This is a genomic window from Sphingomonas sp. MS122 (assembly GCF_049532975.1).
In the GTDB taxonomy this organism is placed as follows: Bacteria; Pseudomonadota; Alphaproteobacteria; order Sphingomonadales; family Sphingomonadaceae; genus Sphingomonas.
The window spans coordinates 1,670,115-1,696,656 of record NZ_CP186695.1 but is presented as its reverse complement, the minus strand read 5'-3'; the positions used below and the strand labels follow the sequence as shown (position 1 = coordinate 1,696,656).

The following is a 26,542-nucleotide window of genomic DNA, read 5'->3' as shown; positions in this document are numbered from 1 at the left end:
TCAGTCGTTTAAATCAGGAACGCCCGGCTCGATCAGCGAACCGGGCGCCCCCTTTTGGCGCTCGCGCGCTTGCCCAGAACGTGCCGGTCTAGAATTTGAAGGCGACGCCGGCGGAGAACTTCCGCCCGGTGTACGCCGTGTAATAGGGGTCCTGGCGGACCGAGTCGTAGTAGAATTCGAGCGCTTCGTTGGTGATGTTCTGCGCTTCGAGGCGCAGCTGGATCTGCGGCGTGATCTGATAGGACGCGGCCAGATCGACGAACACCGTCGAGTTCGCGCCCTGCACATCGTTGACGAAATTGCCCTGCGCGTCCGTACCGATGCGCGAGGTCGGCACGGTCAGCAGATATTTGTCGCGATAGGTCGCGGTGCCGCGGATGCTGAACTTGTCATCTTCATAATAGAGCGTCCCGCTCAAGGTGTGCTTGGACAGGTTCACCAGGTCGCGGACCAGGGTGTTGGCACCCGTGCAGGCTGCGCCGGACGTCCGGCAATAGGTGATCTGCGAGTCGACGAAGGTGTAGTTCGCCAGCATGCCGAAGTTGCGGAACGTGTCGCCCAGGAAGTCGAAGCCGGTCTGGACATTGACCTCGACGCCCTTGAGCGGACCGCCCGGCGTATTCTGCCGGCTGCTGACCGTGAATTCGGTCGCTGCCGTGTTGCCCGATCCCTCGATCAGCGACAGTGGCAGCCCGGTCTGGCTGTAGGGCATCGATTCGGACAGCGCCTGGATGTAGCTGTCGATATCCTTGTAGAAACCGCCCACGGCGATCAGCCCGCGCCGCCCGAAATAATATTCGAGACTGACGTCGACCGTCTTGGCGCGGATCGGGTCGAGGTAGAAGTTCGGGCCCGAGATGGTGCGCGTGTTGAGCGCGATGTTCACGCCTGCAGGCAGAATATGGTTGAGTTCCGGCCGCGCCATCACCTTCGCCGCGGCAAAACGCAGGATCAGCTTGTCGGTAAGGTCCGCGGTGATCGTCGCCGAGGGCAGCCAGTCGTCATATTCGCGAGTCAGGGTGCGTGAGACGCCGGCGATGCTGCCCATCCCGCTCTGGTTGGTATGGACGTAGCGCACGCCGATGTTGCCGCGCAGACGCACGCCCACATCGGTATCGAACTCGACCATCCCATATGCGCCCGTGACCTTCTCGCTCAGCGTGTCGCGGACCGGGATCGGTGCCAGGGCATAGGTCCCGCTGTCATCGTTGGTGAAGTTGATGAGCTTGTCGATCGCGTCATAGTCCGGCGCCAGCCAGGACCCGCCGACGTTGCCCGGCATCGATTTTCCGAAGTCGTCGATCAGCGTCATCACCGAGCTCATCGCGGTACCAACCGGCAGCGATCCCGTGGTCACGTTGCCGGCACGGCTACGCGTGTATCGCTTGTAGTTTCCTTCGCGATACTGGACGCCGGCGCGAACCTTGAAGCCGTCGAACAGCGCGTAGGTCGCGTTGAGCTCGGCGGTCAGATTCTCGGTATCCTCCTTGTTGTCGCCCTTGTTCAGCAGGTTGCGGAAGATCGTCACGCTGGTGGTCGGGGAGGTCTGCACCACGACGTTCGGCGCGAACAGGTAATTGGCGGCGTTGGTGGTGTCGAAGCCCCAGTTGATCACCGGGATGCTGCCGCCGCCGCGGAAATCATAGGAGAAATTCTGGACGTCGTTGGCGAAGAAGCTGATCTGCGTCGACACGGGGTTGTGCATCGTGGAGAGCGACAGGCCGGCATAGGCGTCGATCGTCAGCTTCCCCAGTTCCTGCGAGAAGGTCGCGTTGATCTGGCGGAAGGTGGTGGTGTATTTGCGCAGGGCGATATCGTTCGAGATATCGATGTTGTTGAACTGGCCGTACAGCGTGCTGCCCAGCGAATCGACCTCGATGTCGGTGACCGTCGTGATCGGCTGGCCGTGGTTGTTCAGGCCGCGCGCGAACGAGTTGGCGGCAAAGCTATAATCGCGCCGCGTCACATCATACCAGCTGTACAGGCCGTCGAGTGAGAAATGCGTACCCTCCGCGGGTTCAGCCTCGATTGTGACCGTGGCGCCAAGCCGCGAATAATCCTGGTCCGATCGCAGCCACCGCGGGCTACGATAGATGAAGGCGTTCCGGGCGGTCTCATAGTTGGCGATGTTATCGGCGGTGCCAGGCAGGCGCGGCAGCCCGGTCGCGCAGTTGAGCGCGTCGGTGCCGAGCGGGACGTTGCTGGCCGGATTCTGCGTCGGATAACCGACGGGGGAGCAGAAACCGCCCTGCTGGGTGCCGCGATACACCTCGACCGCCGACCACGCCTCCTCTCGCGTATAGCGCTTGGTATAGGCGATCGACGCCGCGATGCCGAAGGTGCCGTCGAGGAACTTCTTGGAAACGAGGCCGGTGACGCGCGGGCTGACGCGTCCGCGCAGATCGTCATAGGTGCCCTGTGCGCTCGCGGCGAGGGTGAAATCCTGGGCATAGGACAGCGGCCGCGGCGTCTGCAGATCGACCGTCGCGCCGAGCGAGCCCTCATCGACGTCGGCCGAATAGGTCTTGCGCACGGTCAGTTCGCTGAACAGCTCGGACGCGAACACGCTGAAGTCGAACGAGCGCGAGGAGTTGAAGCCGGCGCGGATGTCCGACGAGTTGGTCGAGCTCGACCCCTGCATGCCGTTGAGACGGACGCGCGTGAACTGCGCGCCGAGGCCGCGGACCGAGATCGTCTTGCCCTCGCCACCATCGCCGCGGGCGAGCGCCACGCCCGGCAGCCGCTGCATCGATTCAGCCAGGTTCGAGTCGGGGAACTTGCCGATGTCCTCGGCCGAGATCGAATCGACGACGCCAGTCTCGTTGCGCTTGGTCGCGAGCGACTTCTCGAGCGATCCGCGGAAGCCGGTGACGATGATATCTTCAGCGCCCTGATCGGCGGGGGCGGTTTCGGCCGTCTCGTCCTGGCCGCCGGCTGCGGTCTGAGCAGCGGCGGCAGGGGCGAATCCGAGACCCATTGCCAGCGCGGTCACCGAAACCGTGGCGCGCGCAAACACATGTTGTGCCATCTTCAGAACTCCTCCCACTCCCGATTTCTTCGGGTTTGCGCGCAAACCTGTAAGACAGAATAAGCTGTCTGACAAGTATCCTCCGTTGGTATGACGACATACTTAATATGTCCCGGCCCTGGCTGGCGAGCGACCGGGATCGGCGCCTGCGGGAAAGGCGGCCAATCGCGCAATGAAAAGCATTCCATTTCATCTTTCATCGCATTAGGCTGCGCCCCCGAGAACAGATGGGAGGGGTTATGGCGCGACCGGCGCTGGCGATCGTTGCACTCGTCACCAGCTATGCGGTGCTCGGCCTGCTGATGAACAGCGTCGGCACGGTGATCCTCCAGTCGATCGCGCATTACGGCGTGTCCAAGCCGCAGGCCGCGACGCTCGAGGCGTGCAAGGACCTGTCGGTGGTCGTCGCCTCGTTCCTGTTCGCGGTGTCGCTGCCGCGCTTCGGCTTCCGCCGTGCGCAGATCGGGGTGATGCTGGCGATCGCGGCGGGGGCCCTGCTGATGCCGGTCGCCAACAGCTTCATCGCGACGCAATTGTTCTTCGTGCTCACCGGCCTGTGCTTCGGCATCGCCAAGGTCGCGACCTATGCCTCGATCGGGCTGCTGCGCCCAGAGCGTGAGCGCCATGCCGGGCTCACCAGCCTGGTCGAGGGGGTGTTCATGGTCGGCATCCTCGCCGGCATCTGGATGTTCGGCTGGTTCATCGGCCGCGACCGCACGGGCGAGGACTGGCTCGACGTCTATCACGTGATCGCCGCGCTTGCCGGGGGATCGGCGCTGCTGTGGTGGCTCGCCCCGCTCGACGAGCGCCGCAACGTCGCCGCCGACGGCGCCCCCGCGGCGAGCCGGCGCGACATGCTCGCGCTCGCGATCCTGCCCTCGACCATCGCCTTCCTCGCCGCGATCTTTCTCTATGTGCTGGTCGAGCAGAGCATCGGCACCTGGCTGCCGACCTTCAACAACCAGGTGCTGCACCTGCCGAGCGCGATGAGCGTGCAGGCGTCGAGCATCTTCATCGCCGCCCTGGCGCTGGGCCGGGTGAGCGCGAGCTGGCTGGTGGCGAAGCTCGGCTGGCTCAGGTTGCTGCTGATCTGCCTCGCGGCGATGGCGGCGCTGGTGCTGCTGACCTTGCCCACCACACGCGGGCTGACCTTGCGGCCCGACGTGACCTGGTTCAGCGCGCCGCTCGCCGCTTACATCTTCCCGCTGATCGGGGTGTTCATGGCGCCGATCTACCCGATCGTGTCGTCGGTGGTGCTGAGCGCGCTACCGCAGGTGCGGCACGCGGCGATGGTCGGGTTGATGGTGATCTTCTCGGCGCTCGGCGGGACGATCGGGTCGATGATCACGGGGATCGTGTTCGACCGCTTCTCGGGTCAGACCGCCTTCTACCTCGTGCTGGTACCGATCGTGCTGATTGGGATCGCGCTGTGGCAGCTCGACCGGATCACGCGGCGGACCATGGCGGCGCCGCCCGCCTAGGCGAGATAGTCGGACAGGCGGAAGCCGGCGATCGCCGGAATGACATGGTCGGCGTCGGGCAGCGCGGCGCGCACGCCGACGCCGAGCGCGGGCATCCCCGCGGCATGGATCGCGACGATCCCGGCCTGCGAATCCTCGACCCCGAGCGTGCGCTCGGGCGCGGCGCCGACTGCTGCCGCGGCGGCGAGGAAGATATCGGGCGCGGGCTTGCCTGCCGCGACCGAGGCGGGGTCGACCACGACATCGAACAGTGTGTCGATCTCCATCCGCGCGAGGAGGAGGGGCGCGTTGCGGCTGGCCGAGGCGAGCGCGAGCTTGAGTCCCGCCGCACGGCATTCCTCGATCGCCTCGCGCGCGCCGGGGAACAAGTCGCCGGGGCCGAAATGCGCGATCTCGTCGAGATACCAGTCGTTCTTGCGCGCGGCGAGCTCCGCGCGCGCCGCATCATCATAGCCGGGGCGGTCGCCGAGGATCAGCGCGAGGCTGCCCATCCGGTCGACGCCCTTGAGCGCTTCGTTGGCAGCCTCGTCGAACGGGATGGCGAGGCTGTCGGCGAGCCGCTTCCACGCACGGTAATGCGCGCGTGCGGTGTCGGTCAGCACGCCGTCGAGGTCGAAGGCGACCGCGTCGAGCGGGCGGGGGAAGACGCTCATGCGAGCGGCCCGGTCCAACTCTCGCCCGCGGCGATGCGGACCTCGGCGTTTCCGTGGCGGAAGGCGAGCGGCTCACCCGACACGACGCGATAGCGCGCGCCGTCGCGGTCGACCGCGACGCGCAGCTCGCTGCCGCGCCAGCTGAGGCCAAAATGGTAGCCCTGCCAGCTATCGGGCAGGGTCGGGCGGAAAGCGAAGCTGCCGTCTGCCGGACGGAAGCCCGCGAACCCCCACACCAAGGCGAGCCACGATCCGGCGAGCGAGGCCATGTGCACGCCGTGGCTGGTGTTGCCGTGCTGGTCCTCGACATCTACGAAGCTGGTCGCGCGAAAGAAGCGCGACGCCTGCTCGGGATAGCCGACCTCGCTCGCGAGGATCGCGAAGGTCGAGGCCGACAGCGTCGAATCATGCGTGGTGATCGGCTCGTAATAGTCGAAGGCGCGGCGCTTGCGGTCGAGCGGCACGTCCTCGCCGCCCAGCACCATGCCGAGGATCAGGTCGGCCTGCTTGCACACCTGGTGCCGATAGAGCGTCATCGGGTGATAGTGGAGCAGCAGCGGGAAGCGCTCGCGCGGCGTGGCGGCGACGTCCCAGCGCGGCTTGCCGAGGAAGCTCGCATCCTGCGCGTCGATGCCGAGGGCGTCGTCGAAGGGCAAATGCATCGCGTCCGCCGCGGCCGCGAAACCGGTGAGCTCGTCCTCGTCCAGATCGATCCTGGCAGCGAGTTCCGCCCAGCTGCCGGGCGCGCTGGCGGCGACCCGGCCGGCCACGTCGCACGCCAGCCGCAAATGCTTCTGCGCCATGCGATTGGTGTACCAATTGTCGTCGATCAGCGTGGTATATTCGTCGGGTCCGGTTACCCCATGGAGATGGAATCCGCCGTCGCGCCAGTCGCCGAGCGACAGCCACAGCCGCGCGGTCTCGACCAGCATCTCGGCGCCCATCTCGGCGAGGAAGGCTTCGTCGCCGGTGGCATCGGCATAGAGGCCGATCGCGAAGGCGATGGCGGCGTTGATATGGTACTGAGCCGAGCCGCTGGGATAGTGCGCCGAGCATTCGCGCCCGCCGATCGTGCGCCAGGCGTAGAGCGCCCCGGTTTCATGGTTGAGCGCGCGGGCATTGGCCTTGGCCGCGCCGAGCGTGCGGTAGCGATAGACGAGCATCGCGCGCGCGACGTCGGGCGCTAGCACGGCCAGCACCGGGAGCATGAACGCCTCGGTGTCCCAGAAATAATGGCCCTCATAGCCTTCGCCGGTGAGGCCCTTGGCCGCGGCGGTCGAGACGCCGTCGCGCCCGGCCGAGCAGAACAGGTGGTAGAGGTTGAGACGGAGCGTCGCGGTGGTGCGCGCGTCGCCGTCGATCGCGACGTCGGCGCGGTCCCAGAAGGCGGCGAAGGCGGCACATTGCGCTTCGAGCGCGGCATCGAAGCCGGCGGCGAGATGCGCCTCGGCAAGCTGTGCCGCCTGCGCCGCGAGCGCGCCGGACTCGGCCTTGCCCACCGCGAAACCGGTGACGACGAAGCTCGCCTCTCCGTCGGCGCGCATGCGCTGCACGGCGGCGACGCCGGTGCCGCTGCCCGGCAGCCGCTCGATCACTTGCGTGTCGTCCGCCTGTTCGGTGACGAAGCCGCCAGTGCCGAGATTGACGCCGATCCGCGGATCGTCGGACTGGACCTCGGGCCGCGGCGCGGGGGCAAGATGGGGTTCGAGCGCGACTCGTTTTCCGGCCACCGTGGCGTACAGGCGGCGCAGCAGCACGGGGCTGCCGTCGATCGGGACGAGCCGTTCGGCGACGATTTCGAGCGTCCGGCCATCGGCGAGGATCCAGCGCGTGCGGCGGGTCAGCCGCCCGCTGCGCAGGTCGAGCGAGCGCAGCGTCTCCGCGATCCGCGCCGCGGCGAAATCGACCTCGGCGCCGTCGACGAACACGCGCAGGCCGAGCGGCTCGGCGACCGGCACGCGCGTATCCGACTGCTCGGCAAAGCCGCTGAGCCGCTCGTGATAATGGATCGGCGTTGTCTCATAGGCCTGGGCGAGGAAGGTCGTTGCCCGGGCACGTTCCTCGATCGCACCGCGCACGCCGAGCGCGCCGTTGGACAAGGCGAGAATCGTCGCCGCCCAACCCTCGCACGTCGCATCGTCGCCGGCGATCGCGACGGTCCAGCCGTCAGTCCCGAATTGCAGGGCTTCGCCCCGATGGCTGCGATGGGCCCCCAACGGCCAGCTCCTCTCCAGTTCGCGCCTGGGATAACGGACCTTTGATATCGATTTCAAGAGCAGATGCGCGATCACGCCGAATGCCCGATCCGAGCGTCAGGTCTCGCGCACCACCATTCGCGTGGGCAGCATCACCGATTGCGGACGCCCGCCGTCGATGCTCTGCATCAGCTTCTCGACCAGCAGCGCGCCGGCGACGTCGGTCTTCTGGTCGATCGTGGTGATCGCCGGACTGAAATGCGCGGTCGGTGGGATATTGTTGTAGCCGACCAGCGAAAAATCGCGTGGCGCCGTCAGCCCGCACGCGCGGAACGATCCGATCGCGGCCATCGCCGCGGTGTCGGAGAAGGCGAATACCGCGTCGGGCTGGCCACCCTGCGCGAGATAGGCGGTGACCGCGTCGCTCGTCGCGGTGAACGCCATCGACGGGATCGAGAGCAGCTCGATCGTGACGTCGGGATGGTCCGCGGCGCCGAGCTTCAGCCCCTCGTAGCGCAAGCGCAACTCCTCATGCCGCGTGTCGCCGAGGAACAGCCAGCGCTTGCGGCCCTGCGCGAGGAAATGCTGCGCGGCGAGCTTGCCGCCCGCGAGATTGTCGCTGCCCACCGCGCAATAGCCGGCGTCGGGCGCCACCGCGCCCCACACCACCAAAGGCAGATTCTCGCGCGCGAGGCTGCGCAGCATCGCGTCGCGCGTACCCTGGCCGAGCACGATGAAGCCATCGGCGCCGCGCGCCTGGAAGAAATCGCGGAAGGCCCGCGCATCGTCGAGGCCGGGGGGCGACAGCAGCAGGTCCTGATTACGGATCGACAGCGCCTCGGACACGCCGGCGAGCAGCTCGAAGATGAAGGGATCCCCGATCGCGCCGTGGCGGTGCGAGCCGAAATCGAGCACCACCGCGACGGTGTTGGTGCGCGCATGGCGCAATTTCTGCGCGTTGCGGTTGACGGCATAGCCATGGGTGCGCGCCACCTCGAGCACGCGCTCGCGCGTCTCCTCGGTCACCAGCGGGCTGCCGTTGAGCACGCGCGACACGGTCGGGGTCGAGACGTTCGCCAGGCGCGCGATGTCCTGCATCGTCAGCCGCGATGCGCCCCCGCGCTTGCTCCTCGGCTCCCTGCCCATCGCCGCTGTGGTAGGGCGCTGGCGCATGCGCCGCAAGCCGCGTGTGGCGCCGGTCGTGAAACGACCTCTTGAAAACCATTTCAGTTCTGCATAGCATTGGTCCTCGGAAGGCAAATGTGCCGCTCGCACGCTCGATGGGGAGGATTTATGCTTCGCAGTGCAATGTTCATGCTCGGGGCCGCGCCGCTGGCGCTGATCGCCACCGCAGCCCAGGCTCAGACCCAGGCCGCCGATCCGGCCGCCGCGCCGCAGGACGAGGCCGAGACGACCGAAGAGATCGTCGTGGTCGGCACCGCCGGCGGCGGCACGCGCCGCCAGGATGCGGCATTCGCGGTGACGACGCTGAGCGAAGAAGCGCTCGACCGCGCCGCGCCGACCAGCACCGCCGACATCCTGCGCAGCGTGCCGGGCGTGATGGCCGAGAGCTCGGGCGGACAGAACGGCGCCAACATCTTCGTGCGCGGCTACCCGTCGGGCGGCGACGCGCAGTTCGTCACCTTCCAGCTCGGTGGCGTGCCGATCTTCCCGCCCGCGACGCTCTCGTTCCTCGAGAACTCGCAGCTGATCCGCCTCGACGAGACGGTGAAGCGCGTCGAAGCGGTACGCGGCGGCACCGGCTCGCTCTTCTCGAACGGCCAGCCGGGCCTCACGGTCAACGTCGTGCCGCGCACCGGCGGCAGCAATTTCGAGGCGTTCGGCAAGGTCAGCTACACCGATTACGGCGAGATCCGCGGCGACGCCTGGGTCTCGGGCCCGCTCGGCGAGAATACCGGATTCATGGTCGGCGGCTATTACGCCCAGGGCAACGGCGTGCGCGACCCGCAGTTCCGCGCCGAGAAGGGCGGACAGATCACCGCCAACATCCGCCACGAGTTCGACGATCGCGGCTCGGTCGAGATCTATGCGCGCTACCTCAACGACCGCGGCCAGTGGCTGCTGCCGATCCCGGTGATCTCGAACAATGGCGAGATCTCGGCCTATCCGGGCTTCGATGCCGGCACCGGCACGCTGCCCGGGCGCGAGACGCGCGTGACGACCAACATCGTCGGCCGCACGATCGACCTCGCCCAGGGCCGCGGCGCCGACGTCATCAACACCGGCATCGCGTTCGACTATGAAGTCGCCGATGGCCTGCGCCTGCGCGAGCGCTTGAGCTATCTCGGCGGCAATGCCGACACGATCGGCATGGTCCCCGAGGGCCCGCCGCGCTCCGCCGCTGACGTGGCGGTGGCGCTGGGCGGCGCCGGATCGACCATCTCCAGCCTCACCTATGTCAATGGCGGGCAAGCCGTGGGCGGCGGCGCCAGTGCGCAGGTGATGCGCGCCGGCATCTGGGAAGTGCGCAAGAAGATCTCCTCCTTCGTCTCCGATTCGGCGTTCGAATGGACCGCGGGCAACAACAAGTTCACCGGCGGCTTCTACTTCGCCGACTATAGCTCGCGCGACAAATGGGTGCTGGGTAACCAGGTGCTGCTCACCGCCGAGCCCAATGCGCGGCTGCTCAACATGACGCTGAACGGCGGGCGCACCGCGACGCTCAACGGCTTCACCAGCGGCCCCGGCTTCCAGGTCGACGCCTTCTACCAGGGCCGTGACTACGCCTTCTACGCGGTCGACGAGTTCCAGATCACGCCCGAGCTGCGCATCGACGGCGGCGTGCGCTGGCAGCGCCATGTCGTCGACGCGACGCTGCGCACCCCGCGTGGCGCGGCCGAGGGCGGCAATGTCAACCTCGATGGCAATCCCAACACGCTTTACGACAATTCGGTCACCGTGCTCGGCGGCCCGCGGCAGCTCCATTATGCCGACTCGGCCTGGTCGTGGACCGTCGGCGTCAATTACGACATCACCAGCCAGATCGGCGTGTTCGCGCGCTACAGCCGCGGCAACAGCTTCCCGCAGTTCGACAATCTGCGCGAGGGGCTGACCCAGATCGCCGAGGTCGACACCTATGAGGGCGGCCTCAAGATCTCGACGCCGCTGGTCAACCTCTATGCCACGCTGTTCCACAACAAGTTCGACGGGCTGGCGTCGTCGCGCCTCGTCAACAACGTGCCGATCCCCGAGGTCGGCGGCGCCAAGACCACCGGCGTCGAGATCGAAGGCTCGGTGCGGCCGTTCCGCGGCTTCAGCATCACCGCCGGCGGCACCTGGCTCGACGCGACCTACGAGGACTTCTTCACCGGCGGGACGGTCGACAACACCGGCAACCAGGTGCAGCGCCAGCCGCGCTGGGCGTGGCGCGTGACCCCTGCCTATGAGGTCGATCTGGGCGGGGTGAGACCGGCGGTGTTCGCGACGCTGCAATATACCGGCGACCGCTTCTCGGATCCCGAGAACGCGCAGGTGCTGCCCAATTTCTACCAGCTCGACGCGGGCATCACGGTCGATGTCGGCGAGCATGTGACGCTGGCGGTGACGGGCAACAACCTGACCGACGAGATCGGCCTGACCGAAGGCAATCCGCGCATCATCGGCGGGCAGGGATCGGGTGCGATCCTGGCGCGCCCGATCCTCGGCCGCTCGTTCCGCTTCAGCGCCGCGCTGAAGTTCTAAACCCCTCCTCTCCCGGATCGGCCAGGCCCCCTTCCCCTGCCGGTCCGGGACCCTTTCTTCTCCGCCGGAGACCAGCCATGCACCGCCGCACGCTGCTCAAGGGGATGGCGGGGGCAGCGGCGGTCTCGGCCGGTGCGACGCGGGCTGCGCAGACCGGCAAGCGGCAGCGCAATATATTGCTGCTCATCTCCGACGACCAGGGGCTCGACCTCGGCTGCTATGGCGTGCCGGTGGCGACGCCGCGCCTCGACCGGCTGGCGCGCGAGGGCACGCGCTTCACCCACGCCTATGCCGCAGTCTCCTCGTGCAGCCCGAGCCGCGCGGTGATCCATAGCGGGCTCTACGGCCACCAGAACGGCATGTACGGGCTGCAGCACGACGTGCACCACCAGTCGCTGCTCGACGGGATCGCGACGCTGCCGTCGCTGCTGCGCCGCGCCGGCCATGCGGTGGCGCTGGTCGGCAAGAAGCATATCGGACCCGACGCGGCCTTTCCGTTCGAGGCCGAGCTGGTGCCCGAGCGTTCGGGCATCCGCGACGTGCGCGAGATGGCGACCGCGGCGGCGAGCTTCATCCGCTCGACCGACGACCGGCCGTTCTTCGTCACGGTAGCGTATAGCGACCCGCACCGCGCTGCGACCGATTACGGCAACGACCGGCCCTGGCCGGGGGTGAAGCCGGTCCGCTACGATCCGGCGAAGGTGCGGATTCCCGCGCACCTGCCCGACCTGCCCGAGGTGCGGCAGGACCTCGCCGAATATCATGAATCACTGAGCCGGCTCGACAGCGGGGTCGGCATGCTGCTCGACCTGCTCGGCGAGAGCGGGCGCGCCGACGACACGCTGGTGATCTTCCTCAGCGACAATGGCCGGCCCTTCCCCGGCGCCAAGACCAACCTCTACGCGCCGGGCCTGCACCTCCCGCTGATCATCCGCGCGCCGGGCAGCGGCGCGGCGGTCAACGATGCGATGGTGAGCTGGATCGACATCGCGCCGACCGTCCTCGAATGGGCGGGCGTGGCGCCGCCCGATTATCAGCTGCCGGGCAAATCGCTGCTGCCGATCCTCGGCAAGGCGGAGGATCCTGCGCGCGATGCGGTGTTCGCCAGCCACGAGTTCCACGAGATCAATCAATATTACCCGATGCGCGCGGTACGCACGCGGACGCACAGCTATATCCTCAACCTCGCTCATCCGCTCGACTATCCGATCGCGGGCGACGTCGCGGGCTCGCCGAGCTGGAAGGCGATCAGCGCCGATCCGGCGATCCGTCTCGGCAAGCGCAGCCAGGCGGCCTATCTCAGACGCCCGGCGGAAGAGCTGTACGACCTGTCGCGCGATCCCGACGAGGTGATCAACCTGGCCGCCGATCCCGCCTATGCGGCGGTACGCGACACACTTCGCGTACGGTTGCTGGCGATGCGCAAGGCGACGCGCGACCCGTGGCTTGCCGGGCAGACCGATCCCTATTCGCATCTGGGCCACAAATAAGAGTCGCGACCTCATGAAGATACTTGCTGCCCTGCTTGCCCTGTTCACAGCCGCTCCGGCGCTGGCGCAGCAGAGTCCGGCGGCGGTGGAGGTACCCGCTTTCACGCTGCCGCCCTCGGATCAGCTGAGCGAGGAGGCCAGAACGGTGTTGCTGCGCATGCGCGCCGCGCGCGCGCCGGATCTCGAGGGCGATATCGGGAAGCAGCGCGCCTTCTATCAGAAGTATAATGACGACCGGTTGGCCGAGATGCGGCGGCATTTCCGTACCAGTGAGGAACACGCGTCGCTGGGCGGCGTGGCGGTCGACATCGTCACACCCGATGCCGGCATTTCCCCGCGCAACAAGGATCGCGTGCTGATCAACGTGCATGGCGGCGCGTTCATGTGGGGATCGGGCAGCGGCGCGCTGGTCGAGGCGATCCCGATCGCCGCCATCGCGCGGATCAAGGTGGTCACGGTCGACTACCGGCTCACGCCCGAGCACCGCTATCCCGCGGCATCGGAAGATGTGACCGCGGTCTACCGCGCCCTGCTCAAGCAGTACCGGCCGGAGAATATCGGCCTCTATGGCTGCTCCGCAGGGGGCATCATCACTGCGCAGTCGGTCGCGTGGATCCGCAAACAGAGGCTGCCGCGTCCCGGCGCGATCGGCACCTTCTGCGGGACCGCTGCGGCCTTCGGCGGCGACAGCGCCTATCTCGCCGGGCCGATCGCCGAAGGCACCGCGCCGCCGGCCGGACCGCTGCCGCAACGGCTGCCCACGGCCTATATGGCGGGGATTACCGCGGACGACGCCGCAGCCTATCCGCTGCTTTCCCAAGCCGAGCTCTCGCGGTTCCCGCCAACCTTGCTCCTGGCCGGCAGCCGCGATTTTGCGGCGAGCGCGCTGACGCTGGCGCATCGTCGGTTGACGCAGGCGGGCGTTCCAAGCCAGCTGTTCCTGTTCGATGGGTTGCCGCATGCCTTCTTCGTCTGGCCCGACATGCCGGAGTCGATGGAGGCATATCGGATCATCGCGCGCTTCTTTGACCAGCATCTGGGTAGGCAGAAATGAGCAATGAGATCGACCGGCGCGGCGTGCTTCTGGCAGGCAGCGGCGGCGCATTTGGCCTCTACAGCTGGGCGGCGGACGCGGCCGCACCGCAGAAGAAGAACCTGCTTCTCAAGCGCATTCCGCAGGCGCGCCCCCGCAACATCCTGGTCGTGCTGACCGACGACCATCGCTACGACGCGATGGGGTTCATGAAGGCGCAGGACTTCGGCGAGACCCCGACGCTCGACCGGCTGGCGCGCGAGGGCGTGCATTTCCGCAACGCCTTCGTCACCACCGCCCTGTGCTCGCCGTCGCGTGCGTCGATCTTCACCGGCCTGTATGCGCACCAGCACCGCGTGGTCGACAACAACCACCCGATTCCCCCGGGCCTCACCTACTATCCCGAATATCTGCAGCGGGCCGGCTATGAAACCGCGTTCATCGGGAAGTGGCACATGGGCGCGGAGACCGATCATCCGCAGCCGGGCTTCGACCATTGGGTAAGCTTCAAGGGCCAGGGCCATTATCTGCCCCATCCCGACGGCCTCAACGTCAACGGCCGCAAGGTGCCGCAAAAGGGCTATATCACCGACGAGCTCACCGACTATGCGCTCGACTGGATCGGCAAGCGCGACCGCAAGCGGCCATGGATGATGCACCTCGCGCACAAGGCGGTGCATTCGGAGTTCATCCCCGCGCCGCGCCATGCCGGGCGCTACAAGGACGCGACCTTCCGCTATCCCGCGAACATGAAACCCGGCATGCCGGGACGGCCGATGTGGGTCGAGAACCAGCGCAACAGCTGGCACGGGGTCGAATACGCCTATCACGGCACGCTCGACATCGCCGATTACTACAAGGCCTATATGGAGACGCTGCTCGCGGTCGACGAAGGGCTGGCGAAGATCATGGACCTGCTGGCCGAGCGCGGCGAACTCGACGACACGCTGATCCTCTACATGGGCGACAATGGCTTCATGTTCGGCGAGCATGGCCTCATCGACAAGCGCGCCGCCTATGAGGAATCGATGCGCGTGCCGATGATCGCGCGCTGCCCGGCGCTGTTCGGCCCAGGCAAGGTCGAGCAGGTCGTCGCCAATATCGACGTCGCGCCGACCATGCTCGCGGCGGCGGGCCTCGCCGCGCCGGCGGGAATGGCGGGCGCCAACATGCTCCCGCTCGCGCGCGGCGAGGCGGTGCCGTGGCGCGACGAGGTGGTCTACGAATATTATTGGGAGCGCAATTTCCCGCAGACCCCGACAGTCCACGCGCTGCGCGAGGACCGCTATAAGTATATCCGCTTCCACGGCATCTGGGACCTCGACGAGCTCTACGACCTCGAGGCCGACCCGCAGGAGAACGACAATCTGCTCGCGCGGCCGGGGCACGAGGCGCTGGCCGAGCGGATGAGCGCCAAGCTGTTCAAGCTGCTCGAGGGCACCGACGGCATGCAGATCCCGCTGAGCGCGGATTCAGGCGCACGCAACGTGCTGCGCAGTCCGAAGGGCACGCCCGGCGCGCCCTTCCCGCCCGGTTTCACTCAGCCGCCACCTCGCCAGGATTAGGCGCAGGCGCGGCGTTGCCGCTGCGCCGCCACCAGCCGCGAAGCAGCCGTGCCGCCAGCGCCGGCAGGCCCGGCCGCACGAACAGCCAGTCGCGGATCGCGGGGCCGGCATCGGCGCCGATCACGCGCTTGTAGCCGCTGTCGCCCGCGCCCCAGTCGACGGTCGCGATGCCGTCGTCGAGCGCGCGGACGAGGTTGCGGTAGTAGAGCAATTTGCCCGGCGAATGCTTGGCGACGCGCGGGTCGTAGCTGTTGGCGATGGCGTATTTGAGCGTGCCCGCGTTCATGTCGAACGAGAAGGCCATCGGCTCGCCGTCGATGCGCAGCAGCGCGGCCCACATCATCCGCGCGATTACCGGATCCTCCGCGGCGGCGCGCCAGAAGGTGCCGTGCCCGTCGGCGGTGAACTTGGCGTCGCTGCCGTCGGTGCGCGAGGCGATCCAGCTCTTGTGCTCGATCGCGGCGAGATCGTCGAACGCGGCTGGCGTCCAGTCCTCGCCGGCGACGAAGCGCCAGTCGAGCGTACCATGCTCGGCGAGGTGCTTCTCGTGGAAGCGGTTCTTGCGCAAGGTCGAGTTGCGCGGCCAAGTGCCTTCGCCGCGTAGCGCCGTCATGTCGAGCAGGAAGCTCTCGGCGACGAAGCGGTCGAGCGCGACCCAGCCTTTGGCGGCGGCGGCGGCCCGCAGGCCCTCGAGCGCAGGGTCGCCGTCATAGACCGGCCCGATGCGCAGCGCGTTCACTTCACGCCCGAGCTGGTCGAGCAGCAGCTCGAAGGCTTCGGCGCCGGCGTCGGCCGCGGCGGGGAAGCTGCGGAACGGCCAGTAGCAGCCCGGCACCGCGGCCATGCGCACGAACCCGGGGCCCAGCGGCACCAGCGGCAGCGCCAGCACCGGCACACCCTCGCGCGTCACTGTCAGCGTGCGCGCGGCGCCGCCATAGGCCGCGAGCGCCGCGGCGAACCAGCCGTAGCGCAGGAACCGGTGAGTCGGCGCGGCATGGTCCGCCACCGCGTCGAGCGCGCTGGCAAGGCCGTCACCGATGCTCGCGGCGAGCAGCGGGGGCAGGCGGGTGAACTCGGCGAGCGGCATCGGCCTGGTCATGTCCCGCGCGATAACGCGAATGCGTTACCAACCGGTGCAAGCCGCTTGGCGGCGCCGCGCGCCCGCCATAGAGTGAGGCGGATGCAGCCGCTGATGCTCTCCACCGTCGCCCAGACCATCCAGGTCTCGATCGCGCCCGTCTTCCTGCTCGCGGGCATCGCCGGCATCCTCAACGTGCTGATCGGGCGCATGGCGCGCGTCGTCGATCGCTCGCGCAAGATCGAGCAGCTTCACCCGGTGTCGAAGGGCGCGGAGCACGACCGGCATGTCTGGGAGCTGCGGCTGATCGACCGCCGGCTGTCGGTGATCAACACCTCGATCTGGCTGTGCGTCGCGAGCGCGATCCTGATCTGCCTCGTCGTCGCGCTGATGTTCGGCGCGACGCTGACGCATCTCGACATCGGTGGGATCGTCGCGGTGACCTTCATCGCCTCGATGCTGCTGCTGACGGCAGGGCTGATCGCCTTCCTCGTCGAGGTGCGCCTGTCATTGCTCGCAGTGCACGTCCGCGAGGAGCTGCTCGAGCGCGAGGGCGGCTGAAGCGCGGGTCAGCCGCAGCCGCGGCGTCCGAGCGGCTCGTGCCGCACCAGCGCCGGAACCCTGGCATCGATCTTTCGCCAATAGGGCAGGCGCAGGCGGCGATACTCCCCTGCAACCAGCGCGGCCGCGCCGCGCGCACCGAGCTCGCTCAGATGCGTGTCGTCGGCGATGCCGTTCGGGAAGGCCTTGAACCCGTCCTCGGGCTTCAAATGGAGATAGAAGGCCTTGGCGCGCTCGGCGCCGGCGCGGTCGATCCAGGCCCGGCTGAGCGATTCGAGGTCGATCACGCGCACCCGCTCGCGCTTCGCCACGTCGCGCACGACGGCCGAATAGGCGGCGAAGCCGGCCCGGGTGCGGCCGCTGGGCTCGAACATGCGCTGCGCGATCGGGGTGACGAGCACGGGTGTCGCCCCGCCCGCCCGCGCCTCGGCGACGAAGCGCTCCAGATTGGCTCGATAGACGGTGTCGGCCGGCGCATAGCGTTCGGGCTTGGCCTGATTGGCGTCGTTGTGCGCGAACTGGATGAGCACGACGTCACCCTTGCGCAGATCGCCGCGCAGCCGCTCCCACCGGCCCTCAGCGAGGAAGCTCTTGGTGCTGCGCCCGCCGATCGCGCGGTTCTGCAGGCCGACGCCCTTGCCCAGCGCGCAAGCGAACATCTGGCCCCAGCCGGTCTGGGGATAGCGGGACGGGTCGTAGCTCTGCGCGGTCGAATCGCTCGCGATGAAGATTTGCGGCGTGCCGTCGCGGACGAGCGAGGCCGGGGCCGCTGGCTCGCTCTGGCGCGGAGCTTCCGGCATGGCGCGCGCGTGCGCAAGCAGCGCGAGTGCGAGCGCCCCGGCGGCTGCAGCTCGTGCGAATGGATGTGGCAGCAGGTCTCGCAGTCCGGACATTCCGCGCTCAATTCCCATTTTTTGGGACATATGACTATTATTCGGAATTCGACTATTAGCCATGCCGGGGCCATGCGCCAAGTCGCTTGTCGTCCCACGAAGCGAAAGCTGCCGGGTGTCGTTCTTCAGTCTTTCCTCCGCTCACGCTGCGCATTCGAACGCGTGCCAGGACCAGGCTGCAATTTCCGCTGGAGGCAAGCATATGACGGACCTGGGCGACGGGGCGACGGGGCGTCATCAAACTATTGGCGGGTCACGCGCTCGACCGCGGCATTGGCGTGATCTTGCCAGGCCGGCGCCTGGTTCGAACGCAGCGGCTGACGGCGGTGAATGGCGCACCCGACAGGATTCGAACCTGTGGCCTCTGCCTTCGGAGGGCAGCGCTCTATCCAGCTGAGCTACGGGTGCGTGGGGACAAGCGCCTAGCAAAGCGAACGGCGCTGCGCCAGCGCTAAACCGCGGCGGGCTTCCAGCCCTTGGGCGGCGGGGTCTTGGGCTTGTAGGCGCAGAGATCCGCGACGATGCAACGCCAGCATTCGGGCGTTCGCGCCTTGCAGACATAGCGGCCGTGCAGGATCAGCCAGTGATGCGCGTGGAGGCGGAAGGGCTGCGGAACCTTCTTTTCGAGCTGCTTCTCGACCGCCAGCGGGGTCTTGCCCGGGGCGAGGCCGGTGCGGTTGCCGACGCGGAAGATGTGCGTGTCCACCGCGAAGGTCTCGGCGCCGAACGCGACGTTCATCACGACGTTGGCGGTCTTGCGGCCGACGCCGGGAAGCTTCTCCAGCGCGTCGCGATCGGCGGGGACCCGGCTGCCATGCTCGGCGATCAGCGCCTCGCTCAGCGCGATGACGTTCTTGGCCTTGGCATTGAACAAGCCGATCGTCTTGATGTGCTGCTTGAGGCCGTCCTCGCCCAGCGCGACCATCTTCTCGGGCGTGTCGACTTCGGCGAACAGCCGCCGGGTCGCCTTGTTGACGCCGGCATCGGTCGCCTGCGCCGAGAGCACCACGGCGACGAGCAGCGTATAGTCGTTGACCGATTCGAGCTCGGTCTCCGGATGCGGATTGGCCTCGGCCAGCCGCTCGAAGAAATGGAAGATGTCGGCCTTCTTCAAAGGCCCAGCACCGCGTCCATCGTGTAGCGCCCGGCGGGCTTGCCCGCGAGCCACAACGCCGCCCTGACCGCGCCGCGCGCGAAGATCGCACGGTCCTCGGCACGGTGGGCAAGCTCGATCCGCTCGCCCGCACCCGCCAGCACGACCATGTGATCGCCGATCACGGTGCCGCCGCGCAGCGAGGCGAAGCCGATCGTCCCTTCCGCCCGCGCACCGGTGAGACCGGCACGGTCGGCGACGCGGACTTCGCCCAGCGCGACCTCGCGCCCGGCGGCCGCCGCTTCGCCGAGCATCAGCGCGGTGCCGGAGGGCGCGTCGACCTTCTGGCGGTGATGCATCTCGGCAATCTCGATGTCCCAGTCGGGACCGAGCCGCGCCGCCGCCTCGCGCACCAGCCGCGCCAGCAGCACGACGCCGAGCGAGGTGTTGCCGGTCTGCAGCACCGCGATCTCGCGCGCGGCCTCCTCGATCCGCGCGTGATGCTGCGCAGTGAGACCGGTGGTGCCGATCACGATCGGCGTCCCCGCAGCGCGCGCGGCGGCAAGGTGAGCCTCGAGCGCCGCGGGCGTCGAGAAATCGACCAGCGCGTCGGCGGCCGTGGCGATCACGGCGGGATCGTCGCCGGCATCGGCGCCGCCCGCGAACTTGACGCCCTGCTCCGCGAGGATGTCGCGGATCGCCACGCCCATGCGGCCGAGGCTGCCGTAGATGCCGATGCTGGTCATGCCCGCTGCTTTGGCATGGTTAGCGGCGAGCGCAACAGCGCTTTTGTATCAGGCCCCCTCCAGCGCCTTCTGCCGTCGGCGCTGGACCGAGCTGCCGATCCCCATCGCCTCGCGATATTTGGCGACGGTGCGCCGGGCGATGTCGAAGCCCTTCGAGTTGAGCATCTCGACCAGCGTGTCGTCCGACAGGATCTTGCGCGGATCCTCGGCCTGAATCAGCGCGCGGATCGCGCTCTTGACCGCCTCGGCCGAGACCGCGTCGCCGCCATCGGCCGACTGGATCGCCGAAGTGAAGAAATACTTCAGCTCGAACAGCCCGCGCGCGCAGGACAGGTATTTGTTCGAGGTCACGCGGCTGACGGTCGATTCGTGCATCTCGATCGCGTCGGCGATCTGGCGCAGCGTCAGCGGCTTCAGATGGCTCACGCCGTGGCGGAAGAAGGCTTCCTGCTGCTTCACGATCTCCGACGCCACCTTGATGATCGTGCGTTGGCGCTGATCGAGGGCCTTGACCAGCCAGTTGGCGCTGGCGAGCATGTCGCTGAGCCACGCCTTGCTCGACTTGTCCTGCGGCCCGGCCGAGACCTCGGCATAATAGGCCCGGTTGACCAGCACGCGGGGCAAGGTCGCGCTGTTGAGTTCCACGGCCCAGCCCTGCCCGCGCGGCGCGACGAAGATGTCGGGGGTGACTGCGGGTACCGGATCGCCGCCGAAGCGGCAGCCCGGCTTGGGATCATAGCCGCGCAACTCGCGGATCATGTCCGCCATGTCCTCGTCGTCGACCCCGCAGATGCGCTTGAGGCGCGCCAGCTCGCCGCGTGCGAGCAGATCGAGATTGGCGATCAGCGCCGCCATGCACGGGTCGTAGCGGTCGGCTTCCTTCGCCTGGAGCGCGATGCATTCGGCGAGGTCGCGCGCGCCGACGCCGGTGGGATCGAAGGTCTGGATGATCGCCAGCACATGCTCGACCCGCGCGAGCGGCACGCCGAGCCGGGTGGCGACGTCGAGCAGTGAGACGGTGAGGTAACCGGCCTCGTCGATCTGGTCGATCAGGTGCTGGGCGATGAACAGGTCCGCGCCGTCGACCACAGCACCGGCCTGTTCGAGCAGATGGTCGGCGAGGCTGAGGTCGGGCGCCGCGAAGCTGTCGAAGTCCAGTCCGTCCTCGCCGCTGCCGCCGGCTCCGGTGCCGGCCAGCCCCAGGGCACCGTCGAGGCCGCCGATCGAATCCGACGGGCTGTCGTGGTGGAAGGTCTCGGTGGCGAAATCGACGTCGAGCGAGGCCTCGCCGGTCGCCGCGCCGGCATCGAGCAGTTCGGCGGAGTCCGCCGGCCCTTCGCGCTCGACCGGCGGCTCGGGCTCGGGCGCGTCGGCCGGCTCGCGCTCCTCGCCGGCGCCGGCGTCGAGCAGCGGGTTCTTCTCGATCTCCTCGGCGATGAAGGTCTCGATCTCGAGATTGGATAGCGCCAGCAGCTTGATCGCCTGCTGCAGCTGCGGCGTCATCACCAGCGATTGGGACTGCCGCAGATCGAGGCGCGGGGCGAGACTCATGGGATTCTAGCCGTGGGCGGCACCAGCCCGCTCCCCCACCCGGCCACCCAGCGGCAGCTGGGTGGCCGGGTGGGGGAGCGGGCTGGTGCCGAAACCGAACATCACAGCGAGAAGCCCTCGCCGAGATAGAGGCGGCGCACGTTCGCATCGGCGACGAGATCCTCGGGCGAGCCCGCGAACAGCACGCGGCCGTCATAGATGATCGAGGCGCGGTCGACGATGTCGAGCGTCTCGCGCACATTATGGTCGGTGATGAGCACGCCGATGTTGCGCGTCTTCAATTCCTTCACCAGGTCGCGAATGTCGGCGATCGAGATCGGGTCGATGCCCGCGAACGGCTCGTCGAGCAGCATGATCGAGGGGTCGGCGGCGAGTGCGCGGGCGATCTCGGCGCGGCGCCGCTCGCCGCCCGACAGCGCCATTGCGGGCGCGTCGCGCAGCCGCGTCAGGCCGAACTCCTCGAGCAGCTGCTCGAGCCGCGCCTCGCGCGCCGCGCGGTCGGGCTCGGCGAGCTCGAGCACGGCGGAGATGTTCTTGGCGACGGTGAGCCCGCGGAAGATCGAAGTCTCCTGCGGGAGGTAGCCGAGGCCGAGGATCGCGCGGCGGTACATCGGCAGCGGGGTGATGTCCTGCCCGTCGAGCATGATGCGCCCGGCGTCGGGCTTCACCAGCCCCATCACCGAGTAGAAGCAGGTGGTCTTGCCCGCGCCGTTGGGGCCGAGCAGCCCGACCACCTCGCCCTTGCCGACCGAGAGCGAGACGTCGGAGAGCACGACGCGCTTGTCATAGGACTTGGCGATCGAGACCACCGCCAGGCCCGACGCGGGGGGGCTGCCCGTTCCAGCGGCGGTTACCGGTTCCAGCGTTTCGACGTCTGCCATGATGCCCTCTCTGGTCGCAGGCGATGCTTAGCGATTCCCTGCCGCGCAGTCACTTGGCAAGTTTCATGCATGCGGAGAATCGGCGAACGGTGGAATGCGGCGGGTCAGTCGCGCTTGGGCACCGTGAAGCGGCCGGTGACGCGGCCGCCCGAGCGGATCACGCTGCCATCGGGCGCCTTGGTCGTGCCGACGCCCGATCCGTCGATCGAGGCGCGGCCGGTGTCGAGGTTGATCGTCAAGCGCCCGCCGCTCACCCGGTTGCTGCCCTGGGTCAGCGTGACGTTGCCGAGCATCGTGATCACGCGCCGGTTGATGTCGTACACGCCATATTGCGCGCGCGCGGTCTGATCGGGTCGCGTGACCGTGACCCCGCCCGAGGCGTCGAAGCGCGACACCGAGGGCGAGCCGTCGGTGATCTGGCCGGTATAGGTGACGGTGACGCGCGACGCGGTCAGCGTCATGTTCGCCTGGGTGATCCGCACCCCGCCCGACAGGATCGCGCGGTTCGCCCGGTCCTGCAGGTCGATGCTCTGCGCGGCGAAATCGATCGGCGCGTTCGAGTCGTGGCGCGCCTGGCCCATCGCCGAGGTGGCGAGCACCGCGGCGGTGGCAGTGGCGGCGAGCGCGGCGATGAGGAGCGGGCGGGCCATGATCACCTATTTGCGCGCTTGGGATCGATCCGCAAGCGGGCATTGCCCTCGATCCGTACGGTTCGTTTGTCGAGATCGGCAGTCATCTTGTTGCCGCTGAAGGTGCCGAGCGGGGTGCGGCCGTCGATCTGCCCGGTGCCGGTCAGGCGGCGGCTCTTGAGGTCGATCGTCGAATCGCGCGTGTCGAGCTGGTAGCCGTCGGCGCTGCGGAAGGTGATCGGGCCGTCGACCGCGACCTGCTCGCTGTCCATGTCGTAGCGGCCGCGTTCGGCACGGACCTCGGCCGGGCCGTCGGAGAGACGGATGCCGGCGGCGAGGTCGTTCAGTTGCACCACCGGTTCGGCCGAACTCTTCTGCACCGCCGACCCGGCGCGCAGCACGAAGGGCTGGCCCTTGGCGTCGGCGCCGCGGTAGCGTGCGGACTGGATGCGCAGCCGCTCGCTCGCGACGTCGACCTTGTTCTTGTCGAGCACGAACGACACGTCGCCGCCCATGAACAGGGGCGCCATCACCAGGAAGGCGCCGAGCACCCCGATCCCGGCGGGCAGAATCAGCAGCACGGTGCGGACGATATGGTCGTGACTGCTGCCCGGGCGCGCCCAGCGCTTGCGGCGCGAGCGTTCCTGGACGGCGATCTCAGACATGCGCGAAAATGTCGATTTCGGGCCAGCCGGCGAGGTCGAGCTCGGCCCGGTGGGGGAGGAAGTCGAAACAGGCCTGCGCCAGCGTAACCCGTCCCTCGCGCGCGAGGCGGCGGTCGAGCTCCTCGCGCATCGCGTGGAGATAGCGCACGTCGGAGGCGGCATAGTCCTTCTGCGCGTCCGACAGCACCGGCCCGCCCCAGTCGGACGATTGCTGCTGCTTCGAGATCTCCTGCCCGAGCAGTTCGCGCACCAGGTCCTTGAGGCCGTGCCGGTCGGTATAGGTACGCACCAGCCGCGAGGCGGTCTTGGTGCAATAGACCGGCGCCGCGGTGACGCCGAGATAATGGCGGATCGCCGCGAGGTCGAAGCGCGCGAAGTGATAGAGCTTCACCCGCGCCGGATCGGCGAGCAGCGCGCGCAGATTGGGCGCGGCATAGTCGCTGCCGGGCGAGAAGCGCACCAGATGCTCGTCCGCACCCCCGTCGGAGAGCTGGACGAGGCACAGTCGGTCGCGCGGGGTGATCAGCCCCATCGTCTCGGTATCGACGGCGATGTCGGCGCCCGGCGCGAACAGCCCTTCGGGAATATCTTCTTCGTGCAGGAAAACGGCCATGCGTCCGCCTAGCCGTTTAAACCTGAACGCTCAATGGTCTGCAGGCCGATCGCCGGCGGCTTCGCGCCTGGTCTTGGATCGGCGCGCGACCATGTTCAGTCCCTCGACCAGCGCCGAGAAGGCCATCGCGGCATAGATATAGCCCTTGGGCACGTGCACGCCGAAGCCGTCGGCGATCAGTACCGCGCCGATCATCAGCAGAAAGCCGAGCGCGAGCATCACCACCGTGGGGTTGCGCTTGATGAAGTTGGCCAGCGGATCGGCCGCGACCAGCATCACGCCGACGGTGACGATCACCGCCGTCACCATGATCGCGATCTCGTCGGTCATGCCGACCGCGGTCAGGATCGAATCGACCGAGAAGACCATGTCGAGCAGGATGATCTGGAAGATCGCCGAGCCGAAGTTGAGCGCCGCGGCCTGCTTCTTGTCGAGGATTTCGTCGTCGCTCGGCACCGGGTCGATCGTGTGGTGGATCTCCTTGGTCGCCTTCCACAGCAGGAACAGCCCGCCGGCGATCAGGATCAGGTCGCGCCACGAGAAGGCGGTCTCGAAGCTCGGCTCGCCGTGCGCGCCGGGCGCGCCCTGAAGCCCCAGGTCGAACACCGGCGCTGTGAGCGAGACGATCACCCAGATCATCGAGAGCAGCGCGATGCGCATCACCAGCGCGAGGCCGATGCCGATTCGGCGCGCCTTCTGCTGCTGATGCTCGGGCAATTTGTTGGTGAGGATCGAGATGAAGATGAGGTTGTCGATGCCGAGCACCACCTCCATCACGATGAGGGTAATCAGGGCGGCCCAGGCAGCCGGGTCGGCGAGCAAAGCAGCGATATCCATGGACATTTGCTCTGCCGTCCCCGCGACGCATGCGCAAGCATGTGTTGGAGCAGTGCTGGAATCGCGACGAAATCGTTCGCCTATTGTCCCGTTCTCGGCTATGACCTGATTCCATAGGCGTGTTGTGGAGCGCCGGAATGCCTGCGTCTTCGTCCGGCGTATGGTTTTCGAAATACAGTTTGGGCGACCGGGAAGACGAACAGGGCATGAGTTTTGATCGAGGGCGCCGCGGGGATCGCGGCGGGCGCGGCAGAGACAAGCGCGACGGTTTCGGCGGCGACGATTTCGGCGGCAGCAGCTATGGTGATCGCGGCGGCTTCGGCGGCGGCGGTTTCGGTGATCGTGGCGGCTTCGGCGGTGGTGGCTTCGGCGGCGGTGGCGGTGGCTATCGCGGCGGCGGTGGTGGCGGCTTCGGCGGCGGCGGCGGTGGCGGCTTTGGCGGCGGCGGCGGCGGTGGTCGCGGCATGCCCCCCCAGGTCGTCGGCGAAGGCACCGGCGTGGTCAAATTCTTCAACAGCCAGAAGGGCTTCGGCTTCGTCGTCCGCGACGATGGCGGCGAGGACGTGTTCGTCCATATCAGCGCCGTCGAGCAGGCCGGCCTCACCGGCCTGGCCGAGGGCCAGCCGCTGGGCTTCACGCTGGTCGACCGCGGCGGGCGCATCAGCGCGACCGAGCTCAAGATCGAGGGCGAGCCGCTTCCGGTCGAGGACCGCGGCCCGCCGCGCGACCGTGACGGCCCGCGCGGCGCCGGCGGCCCGCAGCGCCAGCTGACCGGCGAGAAGGCGACCGGCACGGTCAAGTTCTTCAACGCGATGAAGGGCTTCGGCTTCATTCAGCGCGACGATGGCCAGCCCGACGCGTTCGTGCACATCAGCGCCGTCGAGCGTGCCGGCATGCCGACCCTCAACGAGGGCGACCGGCTCGAGTTCGAACTCGAGGTGGACCGTCGCGGCAAATATGCCGCGGTGAACCTCCAGCCGGCCCAGTAAGGCTTTTCCCATGCGCCGGCTGGCCGATGCCGGACGGGGAATCATCGCGGGGGCTGCCCTGGCCATCACGGCCGCGGCAGCCCCCGTCGATTCGGGCCCAGCCGATTCTGGCCGAGCCGGCTCCAGTCCCGTCGCTTCTTCTCCCGCGGCCCAGGACGCCGCGCCGCCGATCGAGGCGGCACGGGTGATCGCGACCTATCCGCATGATGCGGGCGCGTTCACCCAGGGCCTGTTCTTCCACGACGGGCGCTTGTTCGAAAGCACCGGACAGCGGGGCCGCTCGACGATCCGCGAGGTTGATCTCGCCACCGGCAAGGTCGAACGCGAGGCGCGACTGCCCGGCGAATATTTCGGCGAGGGCAGCACCGGCTGGCGCGACACGATCGTCAGCCTCACCTGGCAGCACGGCAAGGGCTTCCGCTGGGACCGCGAGACCTTCCGCAAGCTCGGCGAGTTCAGCTATCCGGGCGAGGGCTGGGGGCTGACCCAGGACGGCAAGAGCCTGATCCTGAGCGACGGCACCGCCGAGCTTCGCTTCCTCGATCCCAGGACCTTCGCCGAACGGCGGCGCGTGCGCGTCACCTTGAGTGGGCGTCCGGTCGGCCAGATCAACGAGCTCGAATATGTGCGCGGTGAGGTGCTGGCGAACATCTGGCACAGCAACCTCATCATCCGCATCGATCCCGCCAGCGGGGCGATCAAGGGCGCGATCGATCTCGGCGCGATTGCCGCGACGGTCGAGGTTCCCGACAGCGAATCGGTGCTCAACGGCATCGCCTATGACGCGAAGGCCGGGAAGCTCTACGTCACCGGCAAGCGCTGGCCCCAGTTGTTCGAGATCGCGCTGCCGGGCGGCTGA

General features: G+C 67.9%; 22 protein-coding genes and 1 tRNA gene. 8 read left to right on the top strand and 15 right to left on the bottom strand.

Annotated features, from left to right (window positions below):
- Nucleotides 1-88: 88 nt before the first annotated feature.
- Nucleotides 89-3,028, bottom strand: a complete 2,940-nt coding sequence (locus ACO227_RS08165; RefSeq protein WP_423606760.1) for a TonB-dependent receptor — start codon at nucleotides 3,026-3,028, stop codon at nucleotides 89-91.
- Between the two features lie 239 nt (nucleotides 3,029-3,267).
- Here ACO227_RS08165 and ACO227_RS08160 point away from each other — a divergent pair, with 239 nt between their 5' ends.
- Entirely contained in the window at nucleotides 3,268-4,509 is a 1,242-nt protein-coding gene (locus ACO227_RS08160) for an MFS transporter (protein ID WP_423606759.1), read from the top strand.
- Here ACO227_RS08160 and pgmB read toward each other — a convergent pair.
- From pgmB to ACO227_RS08145, 3 genes are all read right to left on the bottom strand, one after another.
- A complete protein-coding gene (pgmB, locus tag ACO227_RS08155; RefSeq protein ID WP_423606758.1) occupies nucleotides 4,506-5,162 on the bottom strand; it encodes a beta-phosphoglucomutase in 657 nt (218 codons plus the stop codon). The two genes, ACO227_RS08160 and pgmB, sit on opposite strands and share 4 nt — an antisense overlap.
- Entirely contained in the window at nucleotides 5,159-7,378 is a 2,220-nt protein-coding gene (locus ACO227_RS08150; protein WP_423606756.1) for a glycoside hydrolase family 65 protein, read from the bottom strand. Before ACO227_RS08150 ends, pgmB begins: the two co-directional genes overlap by 4 nt.
- 96 nt (nucleotides 7,379-7,474) lie before the next feature.
- Nucleotides 7,475-8,503 carry a LacI family DNA-binding transcriptional regulator gene (locus tag ACO227_RS08145; protein WP_423606754.1) on the bottom strand — a complete coding sequence of 343 codons (1,029 nt, stop codon included), beginning with the start codon at nucleotides 8,501-8,503 and terminating at the stop codon, nucleotides 7,475-7,477.
- Nucleotides 8,504-8,650: 147 nt separating this feature from the next.
- Here ACO227_RS08145 and ACO227_RS08140 point away from each other — a divergent pair, with 147 nt between their 5' ends.
- The 4 genes from ACO227_RS08140 (at nucleotide 8,651) to ACO227_RS08125 (ending at nucleotide 15,147) form a co-directional block, all read left to right on the top strand.
- Nucleotides 8,651-11,059, top strand: a complete 2,409-nt coding sequence (locus ACO227_RS08140; protein ID WP_423606752.1) for a TonB-dependent receptor — start codon at nucleotides 8,651-8,653, stop codon at nucleotides 11,057-11,059.
- Between the two features lie 77 nt (nucleotides 11,060-11,136).
- A complete protein-coding gene (locus ACO227_RS08135; protein ID WP_423606751.1) occupies nucleotides 11,137-12,549 on the top strand; it encodes a sulfatase family protein in 1,413 nt (470 codons plus the stop codon).
- A gap of 13 nt (nucleotides 12,550-12,562) precedes the next feature.
- Nucleotides 12,563-13,603 carry an alpha/beta hydrolase gene (locus ACO227_RS08130; protein WP_423606749.1) on the top strand — a complete coding sequence of 347 codons (1,041 nt, stop codon included), beginning with the start codon at nucleotides 12,563-12,565 and terminating at the stop codon, nucleotides 13,601-13,603.
- Nucleotides 13,600-15,147 carry a sulfatase family protein gene (locus ACO227_RS08125; RefSeq protein ID WP_423606747.1) on the top strand — a complete coding sequence of 516 codons (1,548 nt, stop codon included), beginning with the start codon at nucleotides 13,600-13,602 and terminating at the stop codon, nucleotides 15,145-15,147. The genes ACO227_RS08130 and ACO227_RS08125 overlap by 4 nt, the downstream gene beginning before the upstream one ends.
- Here the strand turns inward: ACO227_RS08125 and ACO227_RS08120 are convergent.
- Complete coding sequence (locus tag ACO227_RS08120; protein WP_423606746.1) at nucleotides 15,119-16,246, bottom strand: GNAT family N-acetyltransferase; 1,128 nt, start codon at nucleotides 16,244-16,246, stop codon at nucleotides 15,119-15,121. The two genes, ACO227_RS08125 and ACO227_RS08120, sit on opposite strands and share 29 nt — an antisense overlap.
- 81 nt (nucleotides 16,247-16,327) lie before the next feature.
- Here ACO227_RS08120 and ACO227_RS08115 point away from each other — a divergent pair, with 81 nt between their 5' ends.
- The gene (locus tag ACO227_RS08115) at nucleotides 16,328-16,786 is read left to right on the top strand and encodes a DUF2721 domain-containing protein (RefSeq protein ID WP_423606745.1); all 459 of its coding nucleotides are present in this window, start codon (nucleotides 16,328-16,330) and stop codon (nucleotides 16,784-16,786) included.
- 8 nt (nucleotides 16,787-16,794) lie between these two features.
- Here the strand turns inward: ACO227_RS08115 and ACO227_RS08110 are convergent, their stop codons facing one another.
- The 10 genes from ACO227_RS08110 to ACO227_RS08065 all read right to left on the bottom strand — a co-directional run bounded on the left by ACO227_RS08110 (nucleotide 16,795) and on the right by ACO227_RS08065 (nucleotide 24,694).
- A complete protein-coding gene (locus ACO227_RS08110) occupies nucleotides 16,795-17,586 on the bottom strand; it encodes a rhamnogalacturonan acetylesterase (protein ID WP_423606743.1) in 792 nt (263 codons plus the stop codon).
- 424 nt (nucleotides 17,587-18,010) lie between these two features.
- Nucleotides 18,011-18,087, bottom strand: a tRNA-Arg gene (locus tag ACO227_RS08105).
- Nucleotides 18,088-18,130: 43 nt separating this feature from the next.
- Entirely contained in the window at nucleotides 18,131-18,793 is a 663-nt protein-coding gene (gene nth / locus ACO227_RS08100) for an endonuclease III (RefSeq protein WP_423606741.1), read from the bottom strand.
- Nucleotides 18,790-19,518, bottom strand: coding sequence for a 4-hydroxy-tetrahydrodipicolinate reductase (gene dapB / locus ACO227_RS08095; protein WP_423606739.1), 729 nt, complete (start codon nucleotides 19,516-19,518; stop codon nucleotides 18,790-18,792). The genes nth and dapB overlap by 4 nt, the downstream gene beginning before the upstream one ends.
- A gap of 48 nt (nucleotides 19,519-19,566) precedes the next feature.
- Entirely contained in the window at nucleotides 19,567-21,069 is a 1,503-nt protein-coding gene (gene rpoN / locus ACO227_RS08090; protein ID WP_423606737.1) for an RNA polymerase factor sigma-54, read from the bottom strand.
- Between the two features lie 101 nt (nucleotides 21,070-21,170).
- Nucleotides 21,171-21,950: an LPS export ABC transporter ATP-binding protein gene (lptB, locus tag ACO227_RS08085; protein ID WP_423606736.1), complete on the bottom strand. Its 780-nt coding sequence runs from the start codon at nucleotides 21,948-21,950 to the stop codon at nucleotides 21,171-21,173.
- 104 nt (nucleotides 21,951-22,054) lie between these two features.
- Complete coding sequence (locus ACO227_RS08080; protein WP_423606735.1) at nucleotides 22,055-22,600, bottom strand: LptA/OstA family protein; 546 nt, start codon at nucleotides 22,598-22,600, stop codon at nucleotides 22,055-22,057.
- 2 nt (nucleotides 22,601-22,602) lie between these two features.
- Nucleotides 22,603-23,244 carry an LPS export ABC transporter periplasmic protein LptC gene (gene lptC / locus ACO227_RS08075; protein WP_423606734.1) on the bottom strand — a complete coding sequence of 214 codons (642 nt, stop codon included), beginning with the start codon at nucleotides 23,242-23,244 and terminating at the stop codon, nucleotides 22,603-22,605.
- Nucleotides 23,237-23,857 carry a ribonuclease D gene (locus tag ACO227_RS08070; RefSeq protein ID WP_423606732.1) on the bottom strand — a complete coding sequence of 207 codons (621 nt, stop codon included), beginning with the start codon at nucleotides 23,855-23,857 and terminating at the stop codon, nucleotides 23,237-23,239. Before ACO227_RS08070 ends, lptC begins: the two co-directional genes overlap by 8 nt.
- Before the next feature lie 30 nt (nucleotides 23,858-23,887).
- Complete coding sequence (locus tag ACO227_RS08065) at nucleotides 23,888-24,694, bottom strand: TerC family protein (protein WP_423606730.1); 807 nt, start codon at nucleotides 24,692-24,694, stop codon at nucleotides 23,888-23,890.
- A gap of 206 nt (nucleotides 24,695-24,900) precedes the next feature.
- Here ACO227_RS08065 and ACO227_RS08060 point away from each other — a divergent pair, with 206 nt between their 5' ends.
- Complete coding sequence (locus tag ACO227_RS08060; protein ID WP_423606728.1) at nucleotides 24,901-25,683, top strand: cold-shock protein; 783 nt, start codon at nucleotides 24,901-24,903, stop codon at nucleotides 25,681-25,683.
- A 10-nt stretch (nucleotides 25,684-25,693) separates the two neighbouring features.
- Nucleotides 25,694-26,542 (top strand): glutaminyl-peptide cyclotransferase, encoded by an 849-nt coding sequence (locus ACO227_RS08055; protein WP_423606726.1) that lies wholly within the window; start codon nucleotides 25,694-25,696, stop codon nucleotides 26,540-26,542.

Excerpts from the sequence above, each read along its gene's own strand:
- ACO227_RS08165 (WP_423606760.1), bottom strand. The coding sequence starts at position 3,028 with ATGGCACAACATGTGTTTGCGCGCGCCACGGTTTCGGTGACCGCGCTG.
- ACO227_RS08160 (WP_423606759.1), top strand. The coding sequence starts at position 3,268 with ATGGCGCGACCGGCGCTGGCGATCGTTGCACTCGTCACCAGCTATGCG.
- pgmB (WP_423606758.1), bottom strand. The coding sequence starts at position 5,162 with ATGAGCGTCTTCCCCCGCCCGCTCGACGCGGTCGCCTTCGACCTCGAC.
- ACO227_RS08145 (WP_423606754.1), bottom strand. The coding sequence starts at position 8,503 with ATGGGCAGGGAGCCGAGGAGCAAGCGCGGGGGCGCATCGCGGCTGACG.
- ACO227_RS08140 (WP_423606752.1), top strand. The coding sequence starts at position 8,651 with ATGCTTCGCAGTGCAATGTTCATGCTCGGGGCCGCGCCGCTGGCGCTG.
- ACO227_RS08135 (WP_423606751.1), top strand. The coding sequence starts at position 11,137 with ATGCACCGCCGCACGCTGCTCAAGGGGATGGCGGGGGCAGCGGCGGTC.
- ACO227_RS08130 (WP_423606749.1), top strand. The coding sequence starts at position 12,563 with ATGAAGATACTTGCTGCCCTGCTTGCCCTGTTCACAGCCGCTCCGGCG.
- ACO227_RS08125 (WP_423606747.1), top strand. The coding sequence starts at position 13,600 with ATGAGCAATGAGATCGACCGGCGCGGCGTGCTTCTGGCAGGCAGCGGC.
- ACO227_RS08120 (WP_423606746.1), bottom strand. The coding sequence starts at position 16,246 with ATGACCAGGCCGATGCCGCTCGCCGAGTTCACCCGCCTGCCCCCGCTG.
- ACO227_RS08115 (WP_423606745.1), top strand. The coding sequence starts at position 16,328 with ATGCAGCCGCTGATGCTCTCCACCGTCGCCCAGACCATCCAGGTCTCG.
- ACO227_RS08110 (WP_423606743.1), bottom strand. The coding sequence starts at position 17,586 with ATGCCGGAAGCTCCGCGCCAGAGCGAGCCAGCGGCCCCGGCCTCGCTC.
- dapB (WP_423606739.1), bottom strand. The coding sequence starts at position 19,518 with ATGACCAGCATCGGCATCTACGGCAGCCTCGGCCGCATGGGCGTGGCG.
- rpoN (WP_423606737.1), bottom strand. The coding sequence starts at position 21,069 with ATGAGTCTCGCCCCGCGCCTCGATCTGCGGCAGTCCCAATCGCTGGTG.
- lptB (WP_423606736.1), bottom strand. The coding sequence starts at position 21,950 with ATGGCAGACGTCGAAACGCTGGAACCGGTAACCGCCGCTGGAACGGGC.
- ACO227_RS08080 (WP_423606735.1), bottom strand. The coding sequence starts at position 22,600 with ATGGCCCGCCCGCTCCTCATCGCCGCGCTCGCCGCCACTGCCACCGCC.
- lptC (WP_423606734.1), bottom strand. The coding sequence starts at position 23,244 with ATGTCTGAGATCGCCGTCCAGGAACGCTCGCGCCGCAAGCGCTGGGCG.
- ACO227_RS08070 (WP_423606732.1), bottom strand. The coding sequence starts at position 23,857 with ATGGCCGTTTTCCTGCACGAAGAAGATATTCCCGAAGGGCTGTTCGCG.
- ACO227_RS08065 (WP_423606730.1), bottom strand. The coding sequence starts at position 24,694 with ATGGATATCGCTGCTTTGCTCGCCGACCCGGCTGCCTGGGCCGCCCTG.
- ACO227_RS08060 (WP_423606728.1), top strand. The coding sequence starts at position 24,901 with ATGAGTTTTGATCGAGGGCGCCGCGGGGATCGCGGCGGGCGCGGCAGA.
- ACO227_RS08055 (WP_423606726.1), top strand. The coding sequence starts at position 25,694 with ATGCGCCGGCTGGCCGATGCCGGACGGGGAATCATCGCGGGGGCTGCC.